General features: G+C 67.6%; 15 protein-coding genes. 7 read left to right on the top strand and 8 right to left on the bottom strand.

Translation table 11 applies throughout. From position 1 onward, the window contains the following. The 5 genes from ACODSY_RS19140 to ACODSY_RS19120 are packed head-to-tail and all read right to left on the bottom strand — an operon-like array spanning position 1 to position 5310. Positions 1-1140, bottom strand: a complete 1140-nt coding sequence (locus ACODSY_RS19140) for an ATP-binding protein (protein WP_488953476.1) — start codon at positions 1138-1140, stop codon at positions 1-3. Further along, a complete protein-coding gene (gene ccmI, locus ACODSY_RS19135; RefSeq protein WP_488953475.1) occupies positions 1140-2348 on the bottom strand; it encodes a c-type cytochrome biogenesis protein CcmI in 1209 nt (402 codons plus the stop codon). The genes ACODSY_RS19140 and ccmI overlap by 1 nt, the downstream gene beginning before the upstream one ends. Beyond that, on the bottom strand, positions 2349-2813 hold the full coding sequence (locus ACODSY_RS19130; RefSeq protein ID WP_488953474.1) for a cytochrome c-type biogenesis protein: 465 nt from the start codon (positions 2811-2813) through the stop codon (positions 2349-2351). Then, on the bottom strand, positions 2810-3346 hold the full coding sequence (locus ACODSY_RS19125; RefSeq protein ID WP_488953473.1) for a DsbE family thiol:disulfide interchange protein: 537 nt from the start codon (positions 3344-3346) through the stop codon (positions 2810-2812). Before ACODSY_RS19125 ends, ACODSY_RS19130 begins: the two co-directional genes overlap by 4 nt. Next, positions 3343-5310: a heme lyase CcmF/NrfE family subunit gene (locus ACODSY_RS19120; RefSeq protein ID WP_488953472.1), complete on the bottom strand. Its 1968-nt coding sequence runs from the start codon at positions 5308-5310 to the stop codon at positions 3343-3345. Before ACODSY_RS19120 ends, ACODSY_RS19125 begins: the two co-directional genes overlap by 4 nt. 153 nt (positions 5311-5463) lie before the next feature. Here ACODSY_RS19120 and ACODSY_RS19115 point away from each other — a divergent pair, with 153 nt between their 5' ends. Genes ACODSY_RS19115 through ACODSY_RS19105 form a run of 3 tightly spaced genes read left to right on the top strand, consistent with a single transcriptional unit; the run spans position 5464 to position 10669 of the window. Next, complete coding sequence (locus ACODSY_RS19115) at positions 5464-7920, top strand: cyclic nucleotide-binding domain-containing protein (RefSeq protein ID WP_488953471.1); 2457 nt, start codon at positions 5464-5466, stop codon at positions 7918-7920. 36 nt (positions 7921-7956) lie between these two features. Beyond that, positions 7957-8805 (top strand): hypothetical protein, encoded by an 849-nt coding sequence (locus tag ACODSY_RS19110; RefSeq protein ID WP_488953470.1) that lies wholly within the window; start codon positions 7957-7959, stop codon positions 8803-8805. 4 nt (positions 8806-8809) lie between these two features. Continuing rightward, complete coding sequence (locus ACODSY_RS19105; protein WP_488953469.1) at positions 8810-10669, top strand: cytochrome c3 family protein; 1860 nt, start codon at positions 8810-8812, stop codon at positions 10667-10669. 120 nt (positions 10670-10789) lie between these two features. On the opposite strand, the gene gdhA is transcribed toward ACODSY_RS19105, so the two are convergent. Next, complete coding sequence (gene gdhA / locus ACODSY_RS19100; protein WP_488953468.1) at positions 10790-12148, bottom strand: NADP-specific glutamate dehydrogenase; 1359 nt, start codon at positions 12146-12148, stop codon at positions 10790-10792. Positions 12149-12326: 178 nt separating this feature from the next. Here gdhA and ACODSY_RS19095 point away from each other — a divergent pair, with 178 nt between their 5' ends. From ACODSY_RS19095 to ACODSY_RS19080, 4 genes are read left to right on the top strand one after another with little or no spacing between them, the layout of a single operon-like run. After that, the gene (locus ACODSY_RS19095; protein ID WP_488953467.1) at positions 12327-13976 is read left to right on the top strand and encodes an acetolactate synthase large subunit; all 1650 of its coding nucleotides are present in this window, start codon (positions 12327-12329) and stop codon (positions 13974-13976) included. Positions 13977-14003: 27 nt separating this feature from the next. Continuing rightward, the gene (locus ACODSY_RS19090) at positions 14004-15437 is read left to right on the top strand and encodes an aldehyde dehydrogenase family protein (RefSeq protein WP_488953466.1); all 1434 of its coding nucleotides are present in this window, start codon (positions 14004-14006) and stop codon (positions 15435-15437) included. Between the two features lie 49 nt (positions 15438-15486). Further along, entirely contained in the window at positions 15487-16320 is an 834-nt protein-coding gene (locus ACODSY_RS19085) for a phosphodiesterase (RefSeq protein ID WP_488953465.1), read from the top strand. A 3-nt stretch (positions 16321-16323) separates the two neighbouring features. After that, positions 16324-18183: a CHASE2 domain-containing protein gene (locus ACODSY_RS19080; RefSeq protein ID WP_488953464.1), complete on the top strand. Its 1860-nt coding sequence runs from the start codon at positions 16324-16326 to the stop codon at positions 18181-18183. A gap of 203 nt (positions 18184-18386) precedes the next feature. On the opposite strand, the gene ACODSY_RS19075 is transcribed toward ACODSY_RS19080, so the two are convergent. Beyond that, the gene (locus ACODSY_RS19075) at positions 18387-22295 is read right to left on the bottom strand and encodes an LVIVD repeat-containing protein (RefSeq protein ID WP_488953463.1); all 3909 of its coding nucleotides are present in this window, start codon (positions 22293-22295) and stop codon (positions 18387-18389) included. 79 nt (positions 22296-22374) lie between these two features. Next, positions 22375-24312, bottom strand: coding sequence for a hypothetical protein (locus tag ACODSY_RS19070; RefSeq protein ID WP_488953462.1), 1938 nt, complete (start codon positions 24310-24312; stop codon positions 22375-22377). Between the last annotated feature and the right edge of the window lies 1 nt (position 24313).

Below are 24313 nucleotides of genomic sequence, written 5' to 3'. Positions count from 1 at the left end.
TCAGTTCGTCAGAGGAGCTACGGGCAGGTAGACGCTGAAGGTGCTGCCCTCGCCTTCCTGGGACTCCACGGTCAGGCCGCCGCGGTGGCGATTGACCACGTGCTTGACGATGGCCAGGCCGAGGCCGGTCCCCCCGCTGCGCTGGCCCTCGACACGATAGAAGCGCTCGGACAGGCGTGGCAGGTGCTGGCGGGCGATGCCGGGGCCTTCATCGGTGACGCGCAGGACGACATAGGCCTGGCTCTCGCCGCTGTCGGGCGACAGGAGCGAGAGGCCAACACCCGGTCGGCTCGCCGCGCGAGCGGCCTCCAGGTTGGCGGCCGGCTCCAGGCTGACGCAGACCTTGCCGCCGCGCGGCGTATATTTCACCGCGTTGTCCACCAGGTTCTGGATCACCTGGACCAGCTGGTCGCGGTCGCCCGTCACGGGCGTGACGCCGGGCTGAGCCTTGACGGCGATGGTGACGTCGCGCTCGGCGGTGAGCGGTTTCACGGCGTCGGAGACGTCCTGGATCGTGCGCGCCAGCTCGACCTTGCCCGAAGGCGCGATGTGTTCATTCAGCTCGATGCGGCTGAGCGACAACAGGTCGTCGACTAGGCGGGCCATGCGGGTCGCCTGCTGGGCCATGATGCCCAGGAACTTCTCACGCGCCTCGGGATCATCCTTGGCGTGGGTGCGCAGCGTCTCCACGAAGCCGGCCAGCGAGGCCAGCGGCGTTCGCAGCTCATGGCTGGCATTGGCCAGGAAGTCGGCGCGCATGCGCTCCGTGCGGCGTGCGTCGGTCTCGTCGCGCAGCATGACGACGAGCTGGTTCGGCCCGTGGCCGTCGGTCTCCAGCGGCCGGGCGAAGGCGCGCCAGAACCGAGGCTGCACGCCGATGGTCTCGAAGGCCACCTCGGCGGAGGCGCCCATCTCCAACGCCGCCTCGATGGTCTCTAGCACCTCGGGACGCCGCAGCGCCGCGCCCAGGGGCGCGCCGGCGAGCTCGATGCGGAAGACCTCGCGCGCGGCGCGGTTGCCGTAGGCGATCTCGGGCGCCTCGTCCTCGCCGCCCTGAACCAGAAGCACGGGCTCGGGCAACAGCTCCAGGATCAACTGCGCCGCGGTCCCCGCCCCACTCTTGTCGATCGTCTCGGACATCAACCCACCGGAACGCCGAGTTGCTGGGCCGTGTTGCGAAGCGCCTGCTGGTCGGCGGGCGAGCCGGCGAAGGCGCGGGACGCCGCGCGGTAGTCGTTGGCCGCCTCCTGGGTCTGGCCCAAGACCATGCGGGCGCGCAGCAGCCGTTCCCAGCCCGCGCGGTCCTTCGGATTCTCCTTCAGGCGCTCGGCCAGGCCCGCCACCATGCCCTGGATCATCTGCTGGCGGTCGCCCTCGCTCATGTTCTGGGCGTCGGCCATCTGTTGCTGGGTGGGGCCGCGCGGCGCCGAACCCATCGCGGGCGCGGCCTGCGCCGTCTGCACCGGCGGCAGGCGACCCGAAAGGTCGATCTTGCGGTCGGCGGCCACCTTTTCAACGAAGGCCCTTACCTCCATCGCCCATGGCGCGTCTGGCGGCGCGGACTTCAGCAGCGCGATCCAGTCGTTCATCGCCGCGTCGCGCTCGCCGCGCTGGTCCTTGGCGACGGCCAGGTAGTACCGCGCCCGGGGATCGCTCGCGTCGGCGGCCACCGCGCGTCGGAAGGCCTCTTCCGCGGCCGGCGTCACCGCACCGTCGGACGAGAGCACGATCGCCTCGCCCTGGGCCGAGAGATATTCGGCGTTGGTGGGATCGAGGGCGGCGGCCTTGCCATAGGCGGTGGCGGCCTCAGCGTTGCGGCCCGTCTGCATGTACGACCAGCCCAGCATGCGCCAGCCCTCGGCGTTGTCCGGCCGCTCGCGCATCTGGGCTTCGAGCTGGCCGATCATCGCGGTCACGTCGCCGTTGGGGTGCCCCTCGGCGGTGGTCGCCATCGAGGCCGGGCCAGGGGCGCCGCTCTTCAGCGCCGAAGTCCCCGGCACGTCGGGACGGCCCATCTTCAGGTAGAGGCCGGTTCCGGCCAGCGTCACGACGGCGACGATGCCCAGGGCGACGACCAGGAGGGTCTTCTCGCTGAGCGGACGCGCCTGGGTGTCCGGACGGCGGCCTTCGGCCAGCACGCGGCGCTTGAGGTCGGACTTGAGCGCTTCGGCCTCGGGTTCCGCCAAGGCTCCCGCAGCGGCCTGGGCCTCGATCTCGCCCAGCTGGTCCTTCAACACGGTGACGGCGTCGGCGCGCTTCTCGCGCGCGGCGTCGCGGCGTCGCACGAGCGGGATGGCTAGGCCCACGGCCGCCAGGACCGTCATCAGGGTCAGCATCATCCAGAGCATCTAGCGGACCTCATCCGACTTCAGCATCTCGGCCAGCTCGGCCTCTTCCTCGGGCGTGAAAGCCTGGGCTCCCGCCGGCGAACGGCTCCGCATGTAGACGAACGCCCCCACGCCGCCCAGGGCCAGCACCGCCAGGGGGCCGAACCAGAGCGCGAGGGTGTCGAGACGCATCGGCGGGTCGAGCTGCACGAAGCTGCCATAGCGGGCCACGATGTAGTCCACCGCCTGCTCGTCGGTGTCGCCAGCGCTGATCCGCTCGCGCAGGATCAGGCGCAGGTCGCGCGCGAGCGTGGCGTCGGAATCGTCGATCGACTGGTTCTGGCAGACAACGCAGCGCAGCTCCTTCGAGAGCTTGTGGGCCCGCGCCTCCAGGACGGGGTCCTTGAGCTCCTCGTCAGGGTTCACGGCGGCGGCCGGCCCGGCCAGCAGGGCGAGGGCGACCGCGAAAGACAGGAGGCGCTTCACGATTCCTTCCTCAGCTCGTCCATCAGCGGGCGGACGGTATTTTCCCAATCCTCCGGCGTCAGGGCGCCCACGTGCCGATAGCGGACGCGGCCCTGCTTATCGATGACGAAGGTCTCGGGCACGCCGGCCACGCCGAACTCGATGCCCGTGCGACCCGTCTGGTCATTGCCGGCGCGGGCGTAGGGGTCGCCCCGCTGCCTGAGCCACTCCATCCCAGCGTCGGCGTCTTCCTTCCAGTCGAGGCCGTGGATGATCACGCCCTCCTGGCGCAGGCGCATCAGCACCGGATGCTCGACCCGGCAGGGGCCGCACCAGGAGGCGAAGACGTTCAGCAAGACCGGCTCGCCTGCCTGGAAGTCGGTGTTGGCGAGGCCGCGATCCCCGGGCCGCAGCGGCGCGGTGGTGAAGGCCGGCAGCGGCTTGCCGATGAACGCCGACGGCAACGCACGCGGATCCCGGCCCAGTCCAAGGAAGAAGACCGCCAGCAGCCCGACGAAGCCCAGGACGGGCAGGATGAACAGTAAGCGTTTCATTCCGCCGGGACCGGTTGCGCCAGGGGCTGGGTCTTCACCGCCGCGCCGACCCGCAGGCGTCGGTCGCTGAGCGACACCGCCCCGCCGACCGCCATGGCGAAGCCGCCGATCCAGATCCAGATGATCAGGGGGTGATTCCAAAGCCGGACGATGACGCCGGCGTCGGATTCCTCGCCGATGGAGACGTAGAGGTTGCCGAGCGCTCCCACGCGGATGCCGGCCTCGGTGGTCTGGGACTGGGCCGAGGGGAACCAGCGTTTCTCGCTGCGCAGGTCGTAGCCCCCTGCCGTCCCCTTGACGGCGAAGCGTGCCTGCTTGGCCTGATAGTTCGGCCCCTCGACCAGCTCGTAGTCGGTCATCGTCAGGGTGCGGCCGGCGAAGACCACGCTATCGCCCACCTTCATGTTCAGCACCTTGTCCGACTCCCACGCCGTGACGCCGGTGATCCCGAGGGCGAGCAGGCCCAGGCCCAGGTGCGCGACCACCAGGCCCACCATCGAGCGCGGCGTGGTGCGGACCGCGCGGCCGAGGTAGGCGCGCCCCGACCACCAGCGGCGGCCGAGGATCCACAGCGAGCCCACGATCAGCCACGCGGCGAGCGCCAGGCCGCCGGCGGTGGCGATCCCCTTCAGCCCACCGAACGGCAGGGCGGCCAGGAGGACGAGACCCACGACGATGGCCGGGATCTTCAGCCGGCCGAGCACCTTCTTCGCCTCGTCTCGCTTCCAGTTCAGCATCGGGCCGAAGACCACCAGCGCCAGCAGCGGGATCGCCAGCGGCGCGAACGTCTTGGCGTAATAGGGCGGGCCGACCGAGATCTTGTCGCCATTGACCATCTCGATGAACACCGGGCTGAAGGTGCCCAGGAAGACGGTGGCGGTCAGCGCGGTCAGGAACAGGTTGTTGAGGGTGATGCCCCCTTCCCGCGACAGCGGCTGGAACAGCGCGCCGGTCCGGATGGCCGGGGCCCGCCAGGCATAGAGCGCCAGCGACAAGCCCGTCGTCGTCGCCAGGATGCCCAGGATGTAGACCCCCCGCTTCGGGTCGACCGCGAATGCGTGGACACTGGTGAGGATGCCCGAGCGGACCAGGAAGGTGCCCACCAGGCTGAGGGAGAAGGTCAGGATGGCCAGCAGGATCGTCCAGCTCACCAGGGCGCCGCGACGTTCCAGCACGAGCGCCGAGTGCAGCAGGGCCGTGCCCAGCAGCCACGGCATCAGCGAGGCGTTCTCCACCGGGTCCCAGAACCACCAGCCGCCCCAGCCCAGCTCGTAGTAGGCCCAGGCGCTTCCGAGCGTGATGCCCGCGGTGAGCGGGATCCAGGCGGCCAGCACCCACGGCCGGACCCAGCGGGCCCAGGCCGCGTCCACGCGGCCCTCGATAAGCGCCGCGACCGCGAAGCAGAACGCGACCGAGAACCCCACGTAGCCGAGGTAGAGCAGCGGCGGATGCAGCACGAGCCCGGGATCCTGCAGTAGCGGGTTCAGCTCGGTGCCCTCGGCGGGCGCCGGTGACAGCCGCAGAAACGGGTTCGACGTGAAGAGCAGGAAGCCCAGGAAGGCCGCGCCGATCACGCCCTGGACGCCCAGGACGCGGGCCTGCAGCGTCTCGCGTAGGGTGCCGCCGAAGACCGCGACGCCCGCCCCATAGAGGGCCAGGATCAGCACCCAGAGCAGCATCGAGCCTTCATGGCTGCCCCAGGTGGCGGCCAGGCGGTAGGCCAGCGGCTGGGTGGTGTGGCTGTGCTCGGCCACCAGCTCGAGGGAGAAGTCGCAGGTCACATAGGCCCAGGCGAGGCACACGAAGGCGAGGACGACGAATCCTCCCTGCAGGATCGCCGCCTGGCGGCCGACCGCCATCAGCACCCCATCCCCCCGGTGCGCGCCCCACAGCGGGGCCGCCGACTGGACGAGCGCCAGCAGCAGCGCGAGAATCAGCGCGAACTGACCGACTTCCGCCAACATGGACTTTGTGCTCCCCTCCGACCTGCGGCGCGTGGTAGCGCGTTCGGCGCGGATCGGAAATGTTAGTGTGTCAAAGCCAAGTGGGAGCGTGAAGGCTTAGCGCGTGCGGCCAAGGGGCTGGGCCGGCCGTAAGTACTGGGGGCGTTTGGGGCGATGTCGGAACTCTACAAGATCGCGATCGTCGGATCCGGTCCGGCCGGGATGAGCGCGGCTGCTCATGCGGCGAAGAAGGGGCTATCGCACGTCCTCCTCGAGAAGACGGACCACCTCTCCGACACCATCTTCCGCTACCAGAAGGGCAAGCACGTGATGGCCACGCCATCGGTGCTGGTCCTGCGCGCGGACTGCGAATTCGACGCCGGCAAGCGCGAGAAGATCCTCGCCCAGTGGAACGATGACGTGAAGGCCGCGGGCGTGAACGTACGCTTCAACGCTGAGGCCAAGGCGATCACCGGGGAAAAGGGCGCCTTCACCATCGAACTGGTGAAGGGCGGCCAGATCCGGGCCGAGAACATCGTCCTGGCCATCGGCACCCAGGGCAATCCGAACCTGATGCGCTGCGACGGGGCCTCCCTGCCCCACGTCCAGTATCAACTCGACGATCCGGGCGAGTACACCGACGAGCACATCTTTGTGGTGGGATCGGGCGATGCGGGCATCGAGAACGCGCTGGGCCTGGCCGCGGACGCCGCCCAGGGCAACACCGTCACCATCCTGAACCGTTCGGCCGACTTCGCTCGCGCCAAGAAGGCCAACGTCGACAACCTGATGGCCGCCCGCGACGCCGGGCGCATGACCATCATGACCGAAACCTCGCCGAGCCTGGTCGAGCCCGGCTGGATCACGGTGGAGACGCCCCAGGGTTCGTCTCGCTACAAGTGCGACCGGATCATCGCGCGGATGGGCGCCTCGCCGCCGCGGAAGTTTGTCGAGAGCTGCGGGATCGCGTTCGCTAGCGATTCGCCCTCGGCCTTCCCGACACTGTCGCCCACCTTCGAAACCACCAAGCCGGGCATCTATGTGATCGGCGCGCTGGCGGGCTATCCACTGATCAAGCACTGCATGAACCAGGGCTTCGACGTGGTCGAGTTCATCAGCGGCACGACCGACCTGGAACCTGCCGACGAGCCGCTGCTGAAGGAAAAGCTGGAGGGCCTACCCGGCCGCCGCTCGGTCTCGGAGTGGCTCGAGTTCCTGCGCAGCAACGTCGAGATCCTGAACGGCCTGTCCCCGCTGCAGATGCGGGAGTTCCTGCTCGACTCGGATGTGAAGGCCTACAAGGCCGACGAGCCGATCTTCATCCGCAACGATCCCGGGTCATCCCTGTTCGGCATCGCCGAGGGATCGGTGAAGGTGGAAGTCGATCCGTCGAATCCGAACATCGTGGTTCCCATCGGCGAAGGCTCGATCTTCGGCGAGGTGGGGTTGATATCGGGCCGCAAGCGCGGCGCGACCATCCGCGCCGCCGAGCCGACCATCTGCGTGGAAATCCCGCGTATGGCGGCCCTGAAGCTGATGGCCCAGGTGCCCGAGGCGCGCGACACGGTGAACCGCATCACCAGCGAGCGCCAGGTGCTGCAGATCTTCAAGTCGGGCCTGACGCCCGCCGACATCTCGGAGGTGCTGGCGGGCGCGGAAGTGATGGAAGTGAAGCCCGGCCAGGCGATCATCAACGAGGGCGACGTCTCGGACGACCTCTACATCATTCGCTCGGGCTCGATGATCGTGGAGAAGAACCTGGGCGGGAAGCCCGTGTTCATGAGCTACGTCCCGGCCGGCTCGTATTCCGGCGAGATGGCGATGATCGAACGCGCGCCGCGCGTGGCGACCGTGAAGGCCGCGATCCGCTCGACCGTCGTGAAGCTGCCCGCCGATCCGTTCCGCCGCCTGCTGGCGCGCAAGCCCGAGCTGGCCAAGCGGATGTACGACGAGATGAAGGCGCGCCGCGAGATCAACGCCTTCATCGAGGAGCAGAAGGAAGAGTTCGGCGGCGCCGTGGACATGTACTCCTCGGTCGCCAATTTCCTGATCAAGCAGGGGATCGGCGAGGCCACCGACGTGCTGCTGATCGACGAGAGCCTCTGCGTCGGCTGCGACAACTGCGAGAAGGCCTGCGCCGACAGCCACGATGGCCTCAGCCGCCTGAACCGCGAGGCCGGCACCACCTTCGCCAACATCCACGTGCCGACCTCCTGCCGGCACTGCGAGCATCCGCACTGCATGAGCGACTGCCCGCCGAACGCGATCCGGCGGGGGCCGGACGGCGAGGTGTTCATCTCGGACACCTGCATCGGCTGCGGCAACTGCCAGCGGGCCTGCCCCTACGGCGTGATCCAGATGGACAAGCCGCCGCCGCCCAAGCCGAAGCTCTGGGAGTGGATGCTGTTCGGCAAGGGCCCCGGGCCCGGCCAGCCGCCATACGAATGGCGGAAGAAGGCGGCCAAGTCTGGCGCCGGCGCGGAATCGCCTAAGCTCGCGATCAAGTGCGACATGTGCTCGGGCAAGGCGGGGGGACCGGCCTGCGTACGGGCCTGCCCGACGGGGGCGGCGATCCGGGTCTCGCCCGACGCCTTCCTTTCGGTGGCGCGGATCGAGAAAGGCGCCGGCTAGGCCGTGACACAGGTTGGGGGGCATCATACCGAGCGCGTGCGGCAGCGGACCCACGAGGGGTTCCTGCGGCACAAGGGCTTCCGTTGGGCGCAGATCGCCGGGCTGCTGTGCCTTGTGGCCATCGCAGTCTACTTTTTCGTGGCGGTACGGCTCGCCGAGCCGCCCAGCGGCGGCAGCTGGCTGGGGTATCTCCTGGGTACGATCAGCGCCGGGCTGATCGTCTGGCTGGCCTGCCTGGGCGTCCGCAAGCGGGTTATCACCGCGGGGCACTATTCACTGAAGGCCTGGGTCTCGGCGCACGTCTACCTGGGGCTGTCGCTGGTCGTGCTGGCCACGCTGCACACCGGTTTCCAGTTCGGCTGGAACGTCCACACGCTTGCCTATGGCCTGATGATGCTGGTGATCGCCTCGGGCGCCCTCGGCATTTGGGCCTACGCCACCCTGCCCCAGCGCCTGCACGGCAACCGCGGCGAGACGACCCGCAAGCAGATGCTCGAGGCGCTCGAGAGCCTGGACAAACAGCTTCACGATCTGGCCCTCCCGCTGGATCGCGCCGGCGCCCAGGTGGTGCGACTGTCGCTCGAGGAAACCGAGCTCGGCGGCGGCTTCTGGCGGCGGCTGACCGGCAGCTACGGCGACTGCGCCAACACCCGCGCGCTGCAGCGTCTGAAGGCCCTGCCCGTGCCAGCAGAGCCCCGCCAGGCCGAGACCCTGGAGAAGATCGCCACGGTGATGGAGCAGAAGCGCGACGTGCTGGGCCTGGCTCGGCGGCAGATGCAGATCACCGCCGTGCTGGAGGGGTGGCTGTTCGTCCACATCCCCGCGACCTTCGCCCTGCTGGCGGCGCTGACGGCGCATATCGTCAGCGTCTTTACGTACTGGTGAGCCGGTGGCGCAGGAATTCCACCTCAAGCTGATCACCCAGCGCGCCGGCGGCGGCGACCCGATCATCCGCGAGCGGACGGTGGAGAAGGCCGAGCTGTCGATCGGCCGGGCCAGCAGCAACGACATCGTCCTGGCCGACCTATCGGTCGATCCCCAGCACGCCCGGATGCGCTTCACGGGCCCCGGGCGCGTGAGCATCGAATCGGTCAGTGGCCTGCCCTTCGACCTCGGCGGCAAGGCGGTCATGGGCGCGGAGCTCAGCGCCGCCAGTCATCCCGTGGTGCGTTTCGGCGACTTCAGCCTGGCCCTGGAGCCCGGTCCCGACAACGAGTCGGTCGGGGTCACGATCACCCGCGAGGACGACGAGCATCACGCGAGCCCGGGCGTGTTTTCCCTGCAGGCGAAGGTGTTCGGCCGGCGCAACATGGCGTGGCTGCTCGGCTCGGGCATTTTCCTGCTCTGCCTGGCGATCCCGATGATCTTCGTGCTGTTCATGGCGAACCCGAAGATCCATCCCGACGAACAATGGTCGACCGGGCCGCTGTCGAAGGCGCACGCCTTCATGCAGCAGGACTGCAAGTCGTGCCACACGAACGCCTTCGTGGCCGTGCGCGACGAGGCTTGCCTGACTTGCCACACCGCCGATTCGGCCAAGGCGCCCGCCGCCGTGGCCACCGCCCGGCGTATGGGCAGCCCCTTCCAGCCGCTGCTGATCGCCGAGCATGCGCCGCACGCCAAGCTGGAGAAGGGCACGCCCCTGCCCCCGGGCCTGGGCGCGAAGGCGAATGTGCTGATCCAGCGGGCCTTCAACCACCCGACCGACCGCTGCGCGAGCTGCCATATCGAGCATACCCCCGCCAAGGGGGGGACGTCTGACGCGCCGCTCAAGGACAAGCCGAAGCTGGTGGTCGTGCAGACCTGCGAGAGCTGCCACACCGAGCTGAAGATGCGGCTCAAGACCACCGAGCTGATCGACACGCCCGACTGGAGCAAGCACCCCGGCTTCCGGCCGCTGGTCATGACCCAGCCGGGCCCGACGCCGAAATTCCAGCGCGTGGCGTTGGATACGGCGCCCCAGGAGAAGAACGGCCTGATCTTCCCGCACCGCCTTCACCTCGATCCCGCGGGTGGCGTGGCGCGCCAGGCGATCGGACTGGGCAAGGCCGCAGGCTATGGCGCCCCGATGGAGTGCGCCGATTGTCACCGTCGCGACGCCTCCGGGAAGAACTTCCTGCCGATCGAGATGGAGCGCGACTGCGGGACCTGCCACAGCCTGGCCTACGCGCGGGTCGGGGGTGAGCTACGCAACCTCCCGCACGGCGACGTCAACAAGGTGGTCGCCACCCTCGCCGGCCGCACGCTCGCGGCTCCTGGCGGCTCGGACCGGGCTCGGCCGGGCGGCATCCGGCCGTCGGCCTTCTCGGCCGTGGGCGCCAGCGCCTACCGCGCCACCTTCTCGCCTGGCGGCGCCTGCTACGACTGCCATACGATCACCTGGAGCGCGGATACCGTACAGCTCGCGCCGGTGAAGCTCGCCATGAAGTACCTGCCCCGCGGCGGCTTCGATCACAGCGTCCCCGAGCATGGTGGCCCGGGCGAGTCCAAGCGTGGCGGCTTCAAATGCGCGGATTGCCATCGGGCGCAGACGTCGGACAAATCGGCCGACGTGCTCATCCCGGACCTGGCCAAGTGCGGGACATGCCACGGCAAGACCACGGCCCAGATCGCCGCGGCCGACGACGCCGACTGCACGACCTGCCACAGCTTCCACAAGCCGGGCCAGGCGACCCCGAAGCCCGGCCATCCGCCGCTGCGCACGCTGCGGTGGACGGAGGCGGTGACGCGCCGAGCGGCGGGGGCGTAAGACCCCGCCTCCCCTCGGAGGCGGCGGAAGAGGGAGCGCCCGCTTCGCGAGACAGCCAAGAAAAACGCCGCCCCGGTTGCCCGAGGCGGCGTTCTCGTTTCAGCGATCTGAAGACGTGGCTCAGACCACCCCGAAGGCCAGCATGGCGTCGGCGACCTTCTTGAAGCCGGCGATGTTGGCCCCTTTCACGTAGTCGGGGATCTTGGAACCCGGGCGTCCGCCGTATTCCAGGCAGGACGAATGGATGCCGAGCATGATGTCCTGCAGCAGGCGCTGCAGCTCGTCTTCCTTCCAGGAAATGCGCGCCGAGTTCTGGCTCATCTCCAGACCCGAGACCGCCACGCCGCCGGCGTTGGCCGCCTTGCCGGGCGCGTAGAGGATCTGGGCGTCCTTGAAGACATGCACGCCTTCAAGGTTGGTCGGCATGTTGGCACCCTCCGACACCCCGATGCAGCCGTTGGCCACCAGGGTGCGGGCGTCATCGCCCAGGAGTTCGTTCTGCGTCGCGCACGGCAGCGCGAGCTGGCACGGCACGCCCCAGGGCGTCTTGCCCACGTGGAACTCGGCGCCCTTGAACTCCTTGGCGTACTCGGAAATGCGGCCCCGGCGCTTATTCTTCAGATCCTTCACCCAGTTGATCTTTTCCTGGGTGAAGCCGTCGGGGTCGTAGACGAAGCCTTCGGAGTCCGAGAGCGTCACCACCTTGCCGCCCAGCATGTTGACCTTCTCGGCCGCATGGGTGGCCACGTTGCCCGAGCCCGAGATGACCACGGTATGGCCCTCGATGTCCTTGCCCTGGGTCTTCAGCATGTTCTGCAGGAAGTAGGTGGCGCCGTAGCCGGTGGCCTCGGTCCGGATCAGCGAGCCGCCATATTCCAGCCCCTTGCCGGTCAGCACCCCGGTGAACTCGTTGGTCAGGCGCTTGTACTGGCCGAACATGTAGCCGATCTCGCGCGCGCCCACGCCGATATCGCCAGCCGGCACGTCGACGTCGGCGCCGATGTAGCGGTAGAGCTCGGTCATCAGGCTCTGGCAGAAGCGCATCACCTCGCCGTCGGACTTGCCCTTCGGATTGAAGTTCGAGCCGCCCTTGCCGCCGCCCATCGGCAGTCCGGTCAGGGCGTTCTTGAAGGTCTGTTCGAAGGCCAGGAACTTCAGCACGCTCTCGGTGACCGAGGGGTGGAAGCGGATGCCGCCCTTGTAGGGGCCGATGGCGTTGTTGTTCTGGACGCGCCAGGCGCGTTGCACGCGAACGTTGCCCTTGTCGTCCTGCCAGCAGACCCGGAAGCTGACGACGCGGTCAGGCTCCGCGATGCGCCGCAGGATCTGCGCCTCGTGGTACTTTTCCTTGTCCTGGATGAAGTCGAAGATGTCTTCGGCCACTTCCTGCACCGCCTGCACGAATTCCGGCTGGCCGGGATTGCGGCGCTTCACGCCCTCGATGAAACCATTGAGATCGACGTGATCACTGACTGCCATGTTGTCCCCCATACTCCGGCGCGACCTTCGCGCCAGCGCCTCTTCCCTTGGGAAGCTTAGCTTCGAATTCCGTACGGTCTAAGCGCAATTGCGGACGCAATGGACGACCGCCTTCTTTGCCCCTTCACAAGAGCCTGGAATTTGCGACAACTCACACCCCTGGGATGGGGGCTATGTTATGTCGACCAAAGCGTCTGATCTGTTCGTCCAGTGCCTCGAAGAAGAAGGCGTCGAGTACGTCTTCGGCGTGCCGGGGGAGGAAAACCTCGACTTCCTGGACAGCCTGAGCCGATCCAAGAAGATCAAACTGATCCTCACCCGCCACGAACAGGGTGCGGGCTTCATGGCCGCCACCTACGGGCGCCACACGGGCAAAGCCGGCGTCTGCGTCGCTACCCTGGGCCCGGGGGCCACGAACTTCGTCACCGCGGCGGCCTACGCCACGCTGGGCGGCATGCCGATGATGATGCTGACCGGCCAGAAGCCCATCAAGAAGTCCAAGCAGGGTCGCTTCCAGATCCTCGACGTGGTCGACATGATGAAGCCGATCACGAAATACACGCACCAGCTCGCCTCGGCCGACAACATCCCGTCGCGCGTCCGCGAAGCCTTCCGCCTGGGACAGGAGGAGAAGCCCGGTGCGGTGCACATCGAATTCCCCGAGGACGTGGCCGACGAGCACACCGACTCCACGCCCCTGCCGAAGAGCAACGCACGCCGCCCGGTGGCCGACGAGAAGTCGATCCGCGCCGCGGCCAAGCGTATCGAGCAGGCGAAGTCACCCATCCTGGTGATCGGCGCCGGCGCCAACCGCACCATGACCAGCCGGATGCTCAGCCAGTTCATCGAGAAGACCGGCATCCCGTTCGTCTCGACCCAGCTCGGCAAGGGCGTGGTGGACGAGCTGTCGCCGAAGTTCCTCGGCTGCGCGGCGCTGTCGGCCGGCGACTTCGTGCACCGGGCGATCGGCGCGGCCGACCTGATCATCAACATCGGCCACGACGTGATCGAGAAGCCGCCGTTCTTCATGCAGCGCGGCGGCACCGAGGTGATCCACATCAACTTCCGCTCGGCGGAGGTCGATCCGGTCTACTTCCCGCAGTACGAGGTGATCGGCGACATCGGCAACGCCATCTGGCAGATCAAGGAAGACATCCTGCCCCAGTCGGGCTGGGACTTCTCAGCCATGATGAAGGCGCGCGAGGCCGAGGTGGCGCACGCCGCCAAATACGACAATGACCAGCGCTTCCCGATCTATCCGCAATACCTGGTGAAGCAGATCCGCGAGGCGATGCCGCAGGACGGGATCATCTGCCTGGACAACGGCGTCTATAAGATCTGGTTCGCCCGGAACTATCCGGCGCGGATGCCCAACACGGTGCTGCTCGACAACGCGCTGGCCACCATGGGCGCCGGCCTGCCGTCGGCCATGGCCTCGCACATGGTCTATCCGAACCGCAAGGTCATGGCGATCTGCGGCGACGGCGGGTTCATGATGAACAGCCAGGAGATGGAGACCGCCGTCCGGCTGAAGATGAACATCACCGTGCTGATCCTGAACGACAACAGCTACGGCATGATCCGCTGGAAGCAGGCCAACATGGGCTTCAAGGACTGGGGCCTGACCTACGGCAACCCGGACTTCGTGGAGTACGCCAAGAGCTACGGCGCCAACGGATATCGCGTGGAGAGCGCCAGCTCGCTGCCCGCCCTCCTCAAGCAGTGCCTGGAAACGCCCGGCGTGAACCTCATCGACTGCCCGGTGGATTACTCCGACAACGACGCGATCCTGAACAAGCAGATCAAGGAACTGAGCGCGGCGCTCTGAGCGGCGTAGGCCTCAAGGACAACGGACATGACCGCCCTGAAGGACTCCTACCCGCTCTACCTGGCGAACGAGGCCCAGACGCCGAACCTCGATCTGGAGGTGACGGACAAGTACACCGGCAAGGTCGCCACGCGCGTCGCCCAGGCCGACGCCAAGACCATCGACGCGGGCATTCAGGCCTGCGTCGAGGCGGCCGAACCCATGGCCCGCCTGCCCGCCTATGCGCGGCAGGAGGTGCTGGCGCACTGCGTGAAGCGCTTCCAGGAGCGGTTCGACGAACTGGCCTATGCCCTATGCATCGAGGCCGGCAAACCGATCCGCGACGCGCGCGGCGAGGTCACGCGCCTGATCGACACCTTCCGCATCGCGGCGGAGGAGTCGGTGCGGATGACCGGCGAGGTCCAGCCGCTGGACATCTCGCCCCGCGCCAAGGGCTACCAGGGCATGTGGAAGCGGGTGCCGATCGGCCCCTGCTCGTTCATCAGCCCGTTCAACTTCCCGCTGAACCTAGCCGCCCACAAGATCGCTCCCGCGCTGGCGGTGGGCTGCCCGTTCGTGATGAAGCCCGCCTCGCGCACGCCGCTTGGCGCCATCATCATCGGCGAAGTGCTGGCCGAGACCGACCTGCCCAAGGGCGCCTTCTCGATCCTGCCCGCGCACCGCGACGGCGCCGACCTCTTCACCACCGACGAGCGGCTGAAGCTGCTCAGCTTCACCGGTTCGCCCGGCGTGGGCTGGGACCTCAAGGCCAAGGCTGGCAAGAAGAAGGTGGTGCTGGAGCTGGGCGGCAACGCCGCGGTGGTGGTCGACGCGGACACCGACCTGGACGATGCGGTCGAGCGGATCATCTTCGGCGCCTTCTACCAGTCGGGACAGTCGTGCATCGGCGTGCAGCGGATCATCATCCACGCCGACATCTACGACGAGCTGAAGGACCGCCTGGTGGCCAAGACCAAGACCCTGGTCGCCGGCGACCCGCGCGAGGAGGCCACCTTCGTCGGCCCGATGATCGACGAGAAGGAGGCCAAGCGCCTCGACAGCTGGATCCAGGCCGCCGTCGCCGACGGCGCCAAGCTGCTCGTGGGCGGCAAGCGCGAAGGCGCAATGCTGGAAGCGACCCTGCTGGAAGGTGTCGGTCGCACGGCTGCGCTCTATGCGGAAGAGGCCTTCGGCCCGGTCGCCATCCTGTCCAAGTTCACCAACTTCAAAGATGCGCTCGACGAGGTGAACGACTCCAAGTTTGGTCTACAGACCGGCGTTTTCACGCGCGACCTCTACAGGATGCTGGAAGCGTGGGATCACCTGGACGTAGGAGGTGTCGTAATCGGCGACGTACCCAGCTATCGGGTGGACAACATGCCGTATGGCGGGGTGAAGGATTCGGGCCTGGGGCGCGAGGGCGTACGCTTCGCCATGGAAGACATGACGGAAATTCGCAATCTGGTCATCCGTCGCCGCTGAGCGTTCGTATCTACGCGGGACCATGCGCGCTGCTTGGGGAGGCGGCTTTTTGTTGACGATCGCGCAGATCACCGACCTCCACGTGACAACGGAGAAGGATTCGCTGAATCAACGGCGGAACGAGGAGCGCCTGCGTCAGGTGATGCAGGCGATCCACGCCTTGCGGCCGCGGCCCATCGCCATCATCGCCAGCGGCGACCTCGTCGACCGCGGCGAGGCCGAGGAATACGTCGAGCTCAAGCGTCTGATGGCCGAGAGCGAGCTCCCGGTCTTCTACGCGATGGGCAATCACGACAGCCGCGAGGGCTTCCTCTCGGTGTTCAGCGGGCCGGGCGCCGAGACCGACGAGAACGGCTTCATCCAGTACGCCGTCGATTTCGGCGACATGCGCATGGTGGTCTGCGACACGCTGGATGGCCCCAATGACGGCGAGTACGACGAGGCGCGCGCGGCCTGGCTGGCGCGCACGCTCGACGAGGCCCCGGACCGGCCCACGGCGGTGATCCTGCACCACCCGCCCATCCCGAGCGGAATCCAGTGGATGGATCCCGACCCGGCCTCGCCCTGGATCGGGCGGCTGGAACAGGTGCTGAGCGGCCGCAAGCAAGTGAAGGTTCTGATGTGCGGCCACATCCACCGGGCCTTCAACGGCGTCTTCGCCGGGCACGTGGTGTCGGCGGCGCCCGCGACCTCGATCCAGCTGACCCTCGACCTCACCGAGGTCGACATGCACGTGCCGGACGGCCGCGAGATCCTGGTGGAGGAGCCGCCGGGCTACGCGCTGCTGATGTCGGACGGCCGGAACCTGACCACGCACATGTGCCTGGCCGGCGACTACGCGCCCGCCGTCACCTACAACTTCCCCTTCCGAAAGCTGGCCTGAACCATGGCCGCGGGTGCGCGTCGCGGGATTTTCGGCCCGGTGCTGGCTCTCGTCGCCCGGCTCCGGGCGGTGGGCGGCAAGGCCCTGGCCGATACAGTCGTGGCGGCCGTGGTGTCGGCGGCCGCGGCGGGCGCGGCGCTCTATCTCGGCACGACGGCGCCCGTCCGGTTCGTGGAGAACGTCACCTACGACCTGCGCCAGACCTTCGGCGCGCCCAGCGCCCAGCCCGATTTCGTGATCGTCAAGATGGACGACGCGGCATCGGCAGCCATGGCCGAAGCCTCGCCGTGCCATTGCCTGGCCCCGATCGACAAGGCGTGGCTTGGGGACCTGATCGCCGCGCTCGACGCCAAGGGCGTGAAGGCCATCGCGGTCGACTACCTGCTCGACACCTGGTCCTCGCCCGAGGAATTCCAGGACTTCGAGGCGCGGATCGCCAATGTGAAGGCTCCGCTGATCGCCGTGGTCGATCCCGACCGGCAGGCCGGCGTTGACTTCCCGGTGTCGAAGAAGGTGCTCTATTCCGACGCCCGGGCGCTCATGCACGTTGATTACGACGATGTGATCCGTCGCTACGATCCGACGCCCAGCCAGTACCCGGCGTTCGCCGTCCGCGTCGCGACCGCCGTGACCGGGATGAAGCCGCCGACGGAAGAATTCGACATCCGCTATCGCCAGCGCGATCCGAACGTGGCGGCCGAGAACATGGGCGCCATCGCGCCCTCCTACTCCGCAGCCTTCGTGCCATTCGTCCCGGACAAGCTGCTGAAGGGAAAGATCGCCTTCATCGGCAGCGTGACGCGATCGGCGACCCAGGACTCCTCGACGCCCAAAGAAGACATGCACGCCACGCCGCTGCGGTTCTCGCCGGGCCACACCCAGGGCACACCGGGGGTGGAGGTGCACGTGCACGCGCTGTCCCAGATCCTGGCGGGCGACAAGGTGCGCCGGCCGGGCGTGGTCCTTAACACCCTGATGGTGTTTCTGGCGGCCGTCTGCGGGGCGCTCCTGGGTCGCTCGACGCAGCGCTGGTGGATTTCGCTGGGGATCGTGGTCCTTGGCATGGCCACGCTGTTGGGGAGCGCGTTTGCGCTCTACGTCTACGGCGCCTTCATGATCCCAATGATGACGCCGCTGCTGAGCTTCGCCTTCGGCTTCTTTATCCTGAGCCGGTTGGCCGCCGCCGAGTTGCAGAACCAGCGGGCGTTCTATTCCTCGACCTTGGAGCGCTATCTGGCGCCGCAGGTGATCGACCGAATGGTCGACGGGCGCGAAGAGGTGAAGATCGGGGCCGAGGAGCGTGAGATCACGGTGATGATCTCCGACCTGGAGAACTTCTCCACGCTCGTCGCCACACTGCCCCTCGACACCTTCTCCGAGGTGATCAACGAATATTTCGACGGGGTGATCGACATCCTTTGGAAGCACGAGGCGATGATCGACAAGATGACCGGCGACGGCATCATCGCGATCTTCGGCGCCCCGGTGGCCTCCAACGACCATGCCGACCGCGCCATCGCCTGCGCGCGCGAGATCGACCGCTACGCCCTGGAGATCCGCGACCGGATGATCGGGCGCGGCATCAAGTTCGGCTACACGCGGATGGGCCTGTCTTCGGGCATCGGCCTGGTGGGCAACTTCGGCGGCGAGCGCCGGTTCAACTACACGGCCTATGGCGAGGTGGTGGTGATCGCCGCCCGCCTGGAAGCGGCCAACAAGACCTTCGGCACCCGCATCCTCTTCAGCGCCGACACCCTGAAGCTGGCCAGGAACGACGTGCCCATCGAGGCGGTCGGCGAGATCGACCTCAAGGGCGTCCCGGTTCCGATCCCGGCCTACACGACCCGAACCGACGCGACTTAGGCGGCAACGGCCCCTCCGCGCACGCCGCCTTCTGCTCGTCATCCCAGGCTTGCCGCCAGGGATCCATGCTTGGGCCGCCGGAGTCTCCGCGGTGGACTGCGCAGCGCAATCCGCTCCCGCCACCGCGCCGCCAAGGCATGGACCCCCGGGTCAAGCCCGGATGACGAGGGTTTGGATGGAAGGCGCGGATGTAACGCCGAACGCTACCGGTCCGCCTGCCCCGTCGTGCGCGGGCCCAGCCAGCCGGCCATGTCGACCTCGTCGCTGACGCGGTAGGGGCGGCCCCACTGGTCGGTGAAGAACCGCTCCATCTCCGGCCGGGTGAAGGGCCGCGAGCCCAGGCGGCCGAAGATGGCCATCTGCCCGCCGGTCTCGTCGACGGCGCGGTCGCGGTCCAGGCCCTTGGACAGAGCCAGCGCCGGGCCGGGCGTGCGCGCCCAGGCGATCAGCTCGGGCTTCGGCGGCGGCGAGAAGCCGTAGAAGTTGGGCTGGCTGGAAGGGCTGATGAGCTGCAGCACCTTCATGCCGTTCTTGCCGTCGGCCACGTACGCGAACAGCGAGGCGTTGGTCGAGGCGACTACCACATCCTCGGCGTCGTTCAGCGCGCCGCCGGCGTCGAACTTCTGGTAGAGGCGCGGCCGCTCGGGGTTCTTCACATCGACGATGACCAGGCCGTCCTTCTTGGCCGCGACATAGGCGAAGGTGCGGGCCACGTAGACGCGGCGGGCGTCGACCAGCGGGATCGTGGCCCCCTCGACGATGCGCGGCTGATCCAGCTTGGTCACGTCCAGCACCTCGAGGCCGCGCGCCGTGGTGACCCACAGGTAGCGGAACTGGAGCGCCGAGGCCCGCACGTCCGGCAGGGCCACGGTGGTCACGTGGCGCGGCTTCAGCGGGTCATTCAGGTCGACCACCACCAGGCCGGCGTCGGCGGCGATGTAGGCGTAGTGGCCGCCGAGGGTGATGTGGCGGGCGCCCTTGAGCACGTCGCCCGGGTTCCAGGTCACCGCACGCTTCAGGATGTTGTTGCGCGGGTCGCCGTCGGCCAGGGTATTCACGTTCACGAGGATCAACCCCTCCTCGCTGTCGGTGACGACGGCGTAGGAATAGAGCGGATGGAAGGTCTGCTCCTGGTTGGCCTGCAGCAGGCTGACGTCGGCGCCGGTGACGGCGTCCTTGACCATCATCTTCTGCATCGCCTCGTTGCGAAGCGGCGCGATGTTCTGGTTGGTCGGCAGCGCCATGCAGGTGGCGTTCTTCGAAGCCACATGGGTGTTGTGACCCAGCGGCGAGAACGGCGCCGAGATGACCCGTTGCGAGATGCCCTTGTTGGCGACGCTGGCGGCGTCGAACACGCGGAAGCCGCCCTTCCCTTCGGCCACGAACATGTATTCGCCGCGCAGCTGCAGGCAGCGGGCCGCGCCGTCGGTCTTGGCCACGAAGTTGGAGATTTCCTCCGAGGAGTCTTCCTCGCCGCCCGAGGCGCCCTTGCCCTTGGCGAAGGGCTTGCCGCGCACCCAGTTCTTCAGCTCGCGCCTGTTCTGCTCGACGTGCAGCTTGTAGAAGTCGGGATAGGCGTACTTGTGCAGGTATGAGCCGAAGACCGCCTGCGGTTCGCTCCACTCCGACACGCGCACCGCCTCCACGCCGCCGTCCAGGCCGACCCAGGCGTTCTGGCCCACGAAGTTCACGAAGTTGGTCCCGAGCAGCAGCAGCTGGGCCATGATGGCGTTGTTGTCGTTGGCCGCGCTGACGTGGCAGTCCGAGCAGGTCTTGGTCTCGGTCGTGCGCACGGTGTGCGGGAAGTGCGGCGCGAAAGCTTGGCTCGAGAAGCCCGAGGCGGCGATCGGCGGCTGCTGCACGTAGATGCGCTCGCGGTTCACGTTGGTCGACGACAGGACCAGGGCCGACGACGAGCGGATCGGCGCGATGGTCGAGCCCTTCGTCGTCATGTGGACGCCCAGCTGGTACATGTCGTCACGCGCCACCTGCGGGTTGTAGGTCGCGTAGTTCCGCGTCTCCTCGCCCTCGTACTTGTGGGTCGTGGTCTTCCAGTTCGCCTCGATGGGCAGGTGGCAGCCGGCGCAGGCCGTGGTCCACGACGTGTGGCAGGCGAAGCATTCCATCTCGTCGTCGTTGTGCGCCCGGTTCTTGGGATCGACACCCGGGCCCCACTGGAACGGGCGGCCGTCCTGGCTGATCTTGCTCATCAGCTTGGCGCGGGCCGACTTGGCGTTGAAGTCGGGCGAGGTGCGGTCGACCGTGTCCTTGGTCAGCTTAATCCGCCATTCCAGCTTGGGATCGATCAGCGAGCGCTGGATCAGCACCTGGCGGCCGTCGCGCTCGACCCATTCGAAGCGGCGCTGGCCATCCGGGTTGCGCAGCAGGCTGAGGTCGTTGCCCTTCGGGTCGGCCGCCGGCCCGGAGGTACGAAGCGTCGGATAGGCCGAGGACGTGCCGTGGCAGTCCTTGCAGCGGATCTCCACCGCATTGGCTACCTCGCCCATGATCAGGCCCGAGCCGTGACTGTCCTGGCTGAAGTGGCAATCGGCGCACTGCATGCCCTTCTCGGCGTGGATGTCCATCATATGGACCGCCTTGCCAGGCGCGTTCTGACCGACCGGCGTGAACTCGGGCGCGCCAGCCTTTTGGAACTTCTCGGGATCGTCGTTGGCGATGACCGCGCCGTCCTTGTCGAGCAGTTCGCCGTCGCGGTTGCGCTTGAAGACGGCCCGGAAGTTCCAGCCGTGGCCGTGGTAGTCGGCGAACTGGGTGTCCTTCAGCTTGGTGTTCAGGCTGAACACGTTGCGCAGGAAATCGAGATCGGCCCACTTGCCCCGCGGCGCGGCGCCCTCAGGATTGCGGTTGAGCACCTTCCGCATTTCTTCCGCGGTCGGGTACTTCTGGCGTTCCGGCCACATGAAGGGCGCGTCGGCCTCGTAGTCCCACATCGTGTAGCCGAGGTAGGTGTTCACGAACATGTTCGGCTGGTGCATGTGGCAGTTCATGCACTGGGCCGTCGGGATCGAGCGCGTGAAAGCGTGCTTGATCGGGTGGCCGCTCTCTTCCTTGCTGATCGTCGGGTCCACCGTCGCCGACTGGCCGTCGCGGCCGAACTGAGCCCACGTGGAGCTGGCGTGCGGCTGGCGATTGTTGGCGTAGACCACGTGGCAGGACGCGCAGCCCGAAGAGCGATAGTCGCCCGGCTGGTCGTTGGTGCCCAGGAACCAGGTGAAGGGGTCGTTCAGGCGGGTCTTGTGGATGTTGAGCAGCGGGATGGCCGCGCGCAGACCGGTGCCCGGCCCGCGGTTCGACTGACGAATGTCGGGACGCCCAGGCTCTTCGAGACGCTGTAGCTGGCCGTTGGCGTTCGGCAGGCCGACCTCGGCGAACTGGCTGTTGATGTTGCGCCCGCCCCGCTCGAACACGCGGAAGATGTCGGACGGCGGGGTCACCTGCCAGGTGGGGGCCGGATAGAGCGTGGGGAGCGCGCCGCGCTTGGCCTGGGCGGGCGTCACCGTGCCTGGGGGATTTCCGGGCGACAGCACCCGCGCCGGCTCGCCATGCGCTGTGTAGGCCTCGCCCAGGACGTAGTTCTTATAGGGCAGGATCCCGTTGTTGTAGGAGGCGCCGCCGAAGAACATCGCGCCCGTGGCCATGAGCGAGCGCTCGGCCTTCTCGATCAGCTCCATGTGGCAGGCGCCGCAGGCCTGGCGCGCCACCCGGTAGTCGGACGGGTTCACGAAGCGGATGTACTCGGGCGCTTCCTTGTTCAGCAGGGTGTAGCTCTGCTTCGGGTTGGCCGAGCTGGGGTAGTGCCAGGTCTTGGGATACTTCGGCAGAACGTGGGCCTTGTCGCGCAGCGCCGCGTAACGAGCGTCGCCCTTGGCCAGGCCGGCGGGAGCGATCACGCCGGCGTCGCCGCCATGGCAAGAGGCGCAGCCCAGCTTCACCGCCTGCGACACATGCATCGTCTTGGCGTCGCTGTCGGTGTGGCAGCTCACGCAGCCCACGCTGTCCTTGTCGACCTCGGCGTCGGTCATCCCGAGCTTGGCGGACGGGAAGACCGGATAGGTGCGCGCCACCGGCTTCTCGGCATCGCTGGCCTTCACGGACAAGGGCGCGAGCAGAGTCGCTGCGATCAGCGCTCCGACTTTCAGCCAATTTGTCCCGAATTTCAGCATCCTGCCCCTAGAAGCTCAGCACTGCGTTCAGAAGGATCGAATAGTAGCGCTTATCACGATCCCGGTTCTCGAACAGGTCATTGAAGCCCTTGCCCGGGTCGAAGGCCGCCGCCGAAGCGCGGAAGACGATGTTCTGGGTCATGTGCGGCCGCCAGATCGTCGAGATCGAGGCGTCCCAACCCAGGGACTTCGGGATCGAGCCCTCCATCCGCAGCGCCTGCAGCACGGCGGTGTTCGAGAAGCTGATGTGGTTGATGTTGGTCGAAACGCGAAGCTCTGGAGTCACATCGAAGTCGGCGCCGCCCCCGACCAGGATGGTGCCAGGATTGTTGAAGTTCGACTGCCCCTCTTCCTTCGAGGGCCGCAGGCTGTTCAGCACGCCGTTGCGGGCGTTTACGCCGATAAGGCGGCCGCCGCCCGCGAACGGAATGGTCTGGCGGATCCAGTAGCTGGTGTCCGATCCGGCGAACTGCGGGTTCTCGAAGATCGCGTCGAAGCCGGTTTCCTTGTTGTCGTAGGGGTCCTTGTCGCCCGAGGCGTAGAGGCCCTGGAGTCGCAGGCGCACCCAGCTGAAGTCGATCGACGGCTCGGCGGCCACGAAGTAGCTGCGGATCTTCGCCTTGCGGTCGGTGAAGAGCGAATTCCGATCCTCGCCGAACGCATAGTAGGCCGAGGCGGTGAGGTTGATCCGGCCGATCCGGCCGTCGGCGTTGTAGCCCAGGTAGGTGACGTCGTAGTCGCGGCCGCGCAGGCTGCCCAGCAGGGCCGGCCGCTGCGGGAAACCGTTCTTGTCGACGTAGATTTCGTCGCCTTCGCGGTTGCGGTTGTAGACGACCGTGACCTGCGAGGTGATGCCCGGGAACGGCAGGTCCTGGCGGTAGAGGTTGCCCAGGAAGACGAAGTCGTCCCGCAGGTCCTGGGTGATGTCGTTCAGGCCCGAGTTTGTGTCCTTCTCCACGCGCCAGAAGGCCGCCAGGTTGTACTGGTAGCGGTTGTTGTCGCGGTTGCCGAAGAGGCGGACGCCCAGCTGATTGTCCTGGAACAGGAAGCCGCGGAAGTCGCTCGAGAACGGCTGGATCCCCACGCGCACGCTGTCGAAGTCGTAGCGGTCCGAGACATTGCGCAGGTGGTAGTCGAGAAAGACTTCCTGCACGCCCACGAAAGCGTCGTTGCGGTGCGTGGGCTTGCTGGGCTCGACATGGAGGACGCGCTTCTCGGGCACGTCGACGTAGTTGTCTTGGAAGGCCAGGGCCACGCGGAACTCGAGCTCGGGCGGCTTGTAGGCGGTCGAGCCCTTGATCAGCGAGGCGGCGGCGATGAACGTCTGGGCCAGCACCAGGCTGGTGTTGTTGCCGAACACGTCCAGGCTGCCCGGCCGCGCGGTGGTCTGGACGCTCACCGGGATCGGGAACGTCCGCGGCTCGACCACGGTGTCGGAGATGCCGGTGAAGGCGAAGAACCAGTCGTGCGTCCCCTTGATCGGGATGTCGCCCTTCAGGAAGTTCTGGTTGTAGGGGTCGAACCAGCGCGGCTTGGTGACACCCAGCGCGCCGGCCAGCCGCCAGCGGTCCGGAACCGGCACTTCGTCGGTCGGGAACGCCTCCGGCGGCGGCGCGCGCACCGCGCCCGGATTGTCCTGCACCACCGGCGGGGGCAGGTCCTTGACGCGGCCCGGGATGCGTCGGCCATCGAGGATGTCGTCGATGGTCGGCGGAGCTTCGCCCTCCGGGGCGGGCGCGGAGGTCGCCGGCGGAGCTTCGGCCGGCGGCTCCGCAGCCTGAGCCGATGCCGGCGCGCCGTTGTCCAGCGCAGCCAGTTGGATTGTCCCGCGGCCCTCCAGGATGTCGTCGATACTCAGCGGCGCCGTCTCGCGCGCCGACGCAACCCCGGCCGGCCCGGCGAGGGCGGCGAAGGCGGTCAGGGCGAGAAGAGAGGCCGCGCGCATG

This window comes from Phenylobacterium sp. FG114, from assembly GCF_057809855.1.
Note: the sequence above shows the minus strand (reverse complement) of the source record. Positions and strands in the feature narration are given on the sequence as shown.

Coding starts and splice junctions, on each gene's coding strand:
- ACODSY_RS19125 (WP_488953473.1), bottom strand. CDS start 3,346: ATGAAACGCTTACTGTTCATCCTGCCCGTCCTGGGCTTCGTCGGGCTG.
- ACODSY_RS19095 (WP_488953467.1), top strand. CDS start 12,327: ATGTCGACCAAAGCGTCTGATCTGTTCGTCCAGTGCCTCGAAGAAGAA.
- ACODSY_RS19140 (WP_488953476.1), bottom strand. CDS start 1,140: ATGTCCGAGACGATCGACAAGAGTGGGGCGGGGACCGCGGCGCAGTTG.
- ACODSY_RS19120 (WP_488953472.1), bottom strand. CDS start 5,310: ATGTTGGCGGAAGTCGGTCAGTTCGCGCTGATTCTCGCGCTGCTGCTG.
- ccmI (WP_488953475.1), bottom strand. CDS start 2,348: ATGCTCTGGATGATGCTGACCCTGATGACGGTCCTGGCGGCCGTGGGC.
- gdhA (WP_488953468.1), bottom strand. CDS start 12,148: ATGGCAGTCAGTGATCACGTCGATCTCAATGGTTTCATCGAGGGCGTG.
- ACODSY_RS19070 (WP_488953462.1), bottom strand. CDS start 24,312: ATGCGCGCGGCCTCTCTTCTCGCCCTGACCGCCTTCGCCGCCCTCGCC.
- ACODSY_RS19115 (WP_488953471.1), top strand. CDS start 5,464: ATGTCGGAACTCTACAAGATCGCGATCGTCGGATCCGGTCCGGCCGGG.
- ACODSY_RS19080 (WP_488953464.1), top strand. CDS start 16,324: ATGGCCGCGGGTGCGCGTCGCGGGATTTTCGGCCCGGTGCTGGCTCTC.
- ACODSY_RS19090 (WP_488953466.1), top strand. CDS start 14,004: ATGACCGCCCTGAAGGACTCCTACCCGCTCTACCTGGCGAACGAGGCC.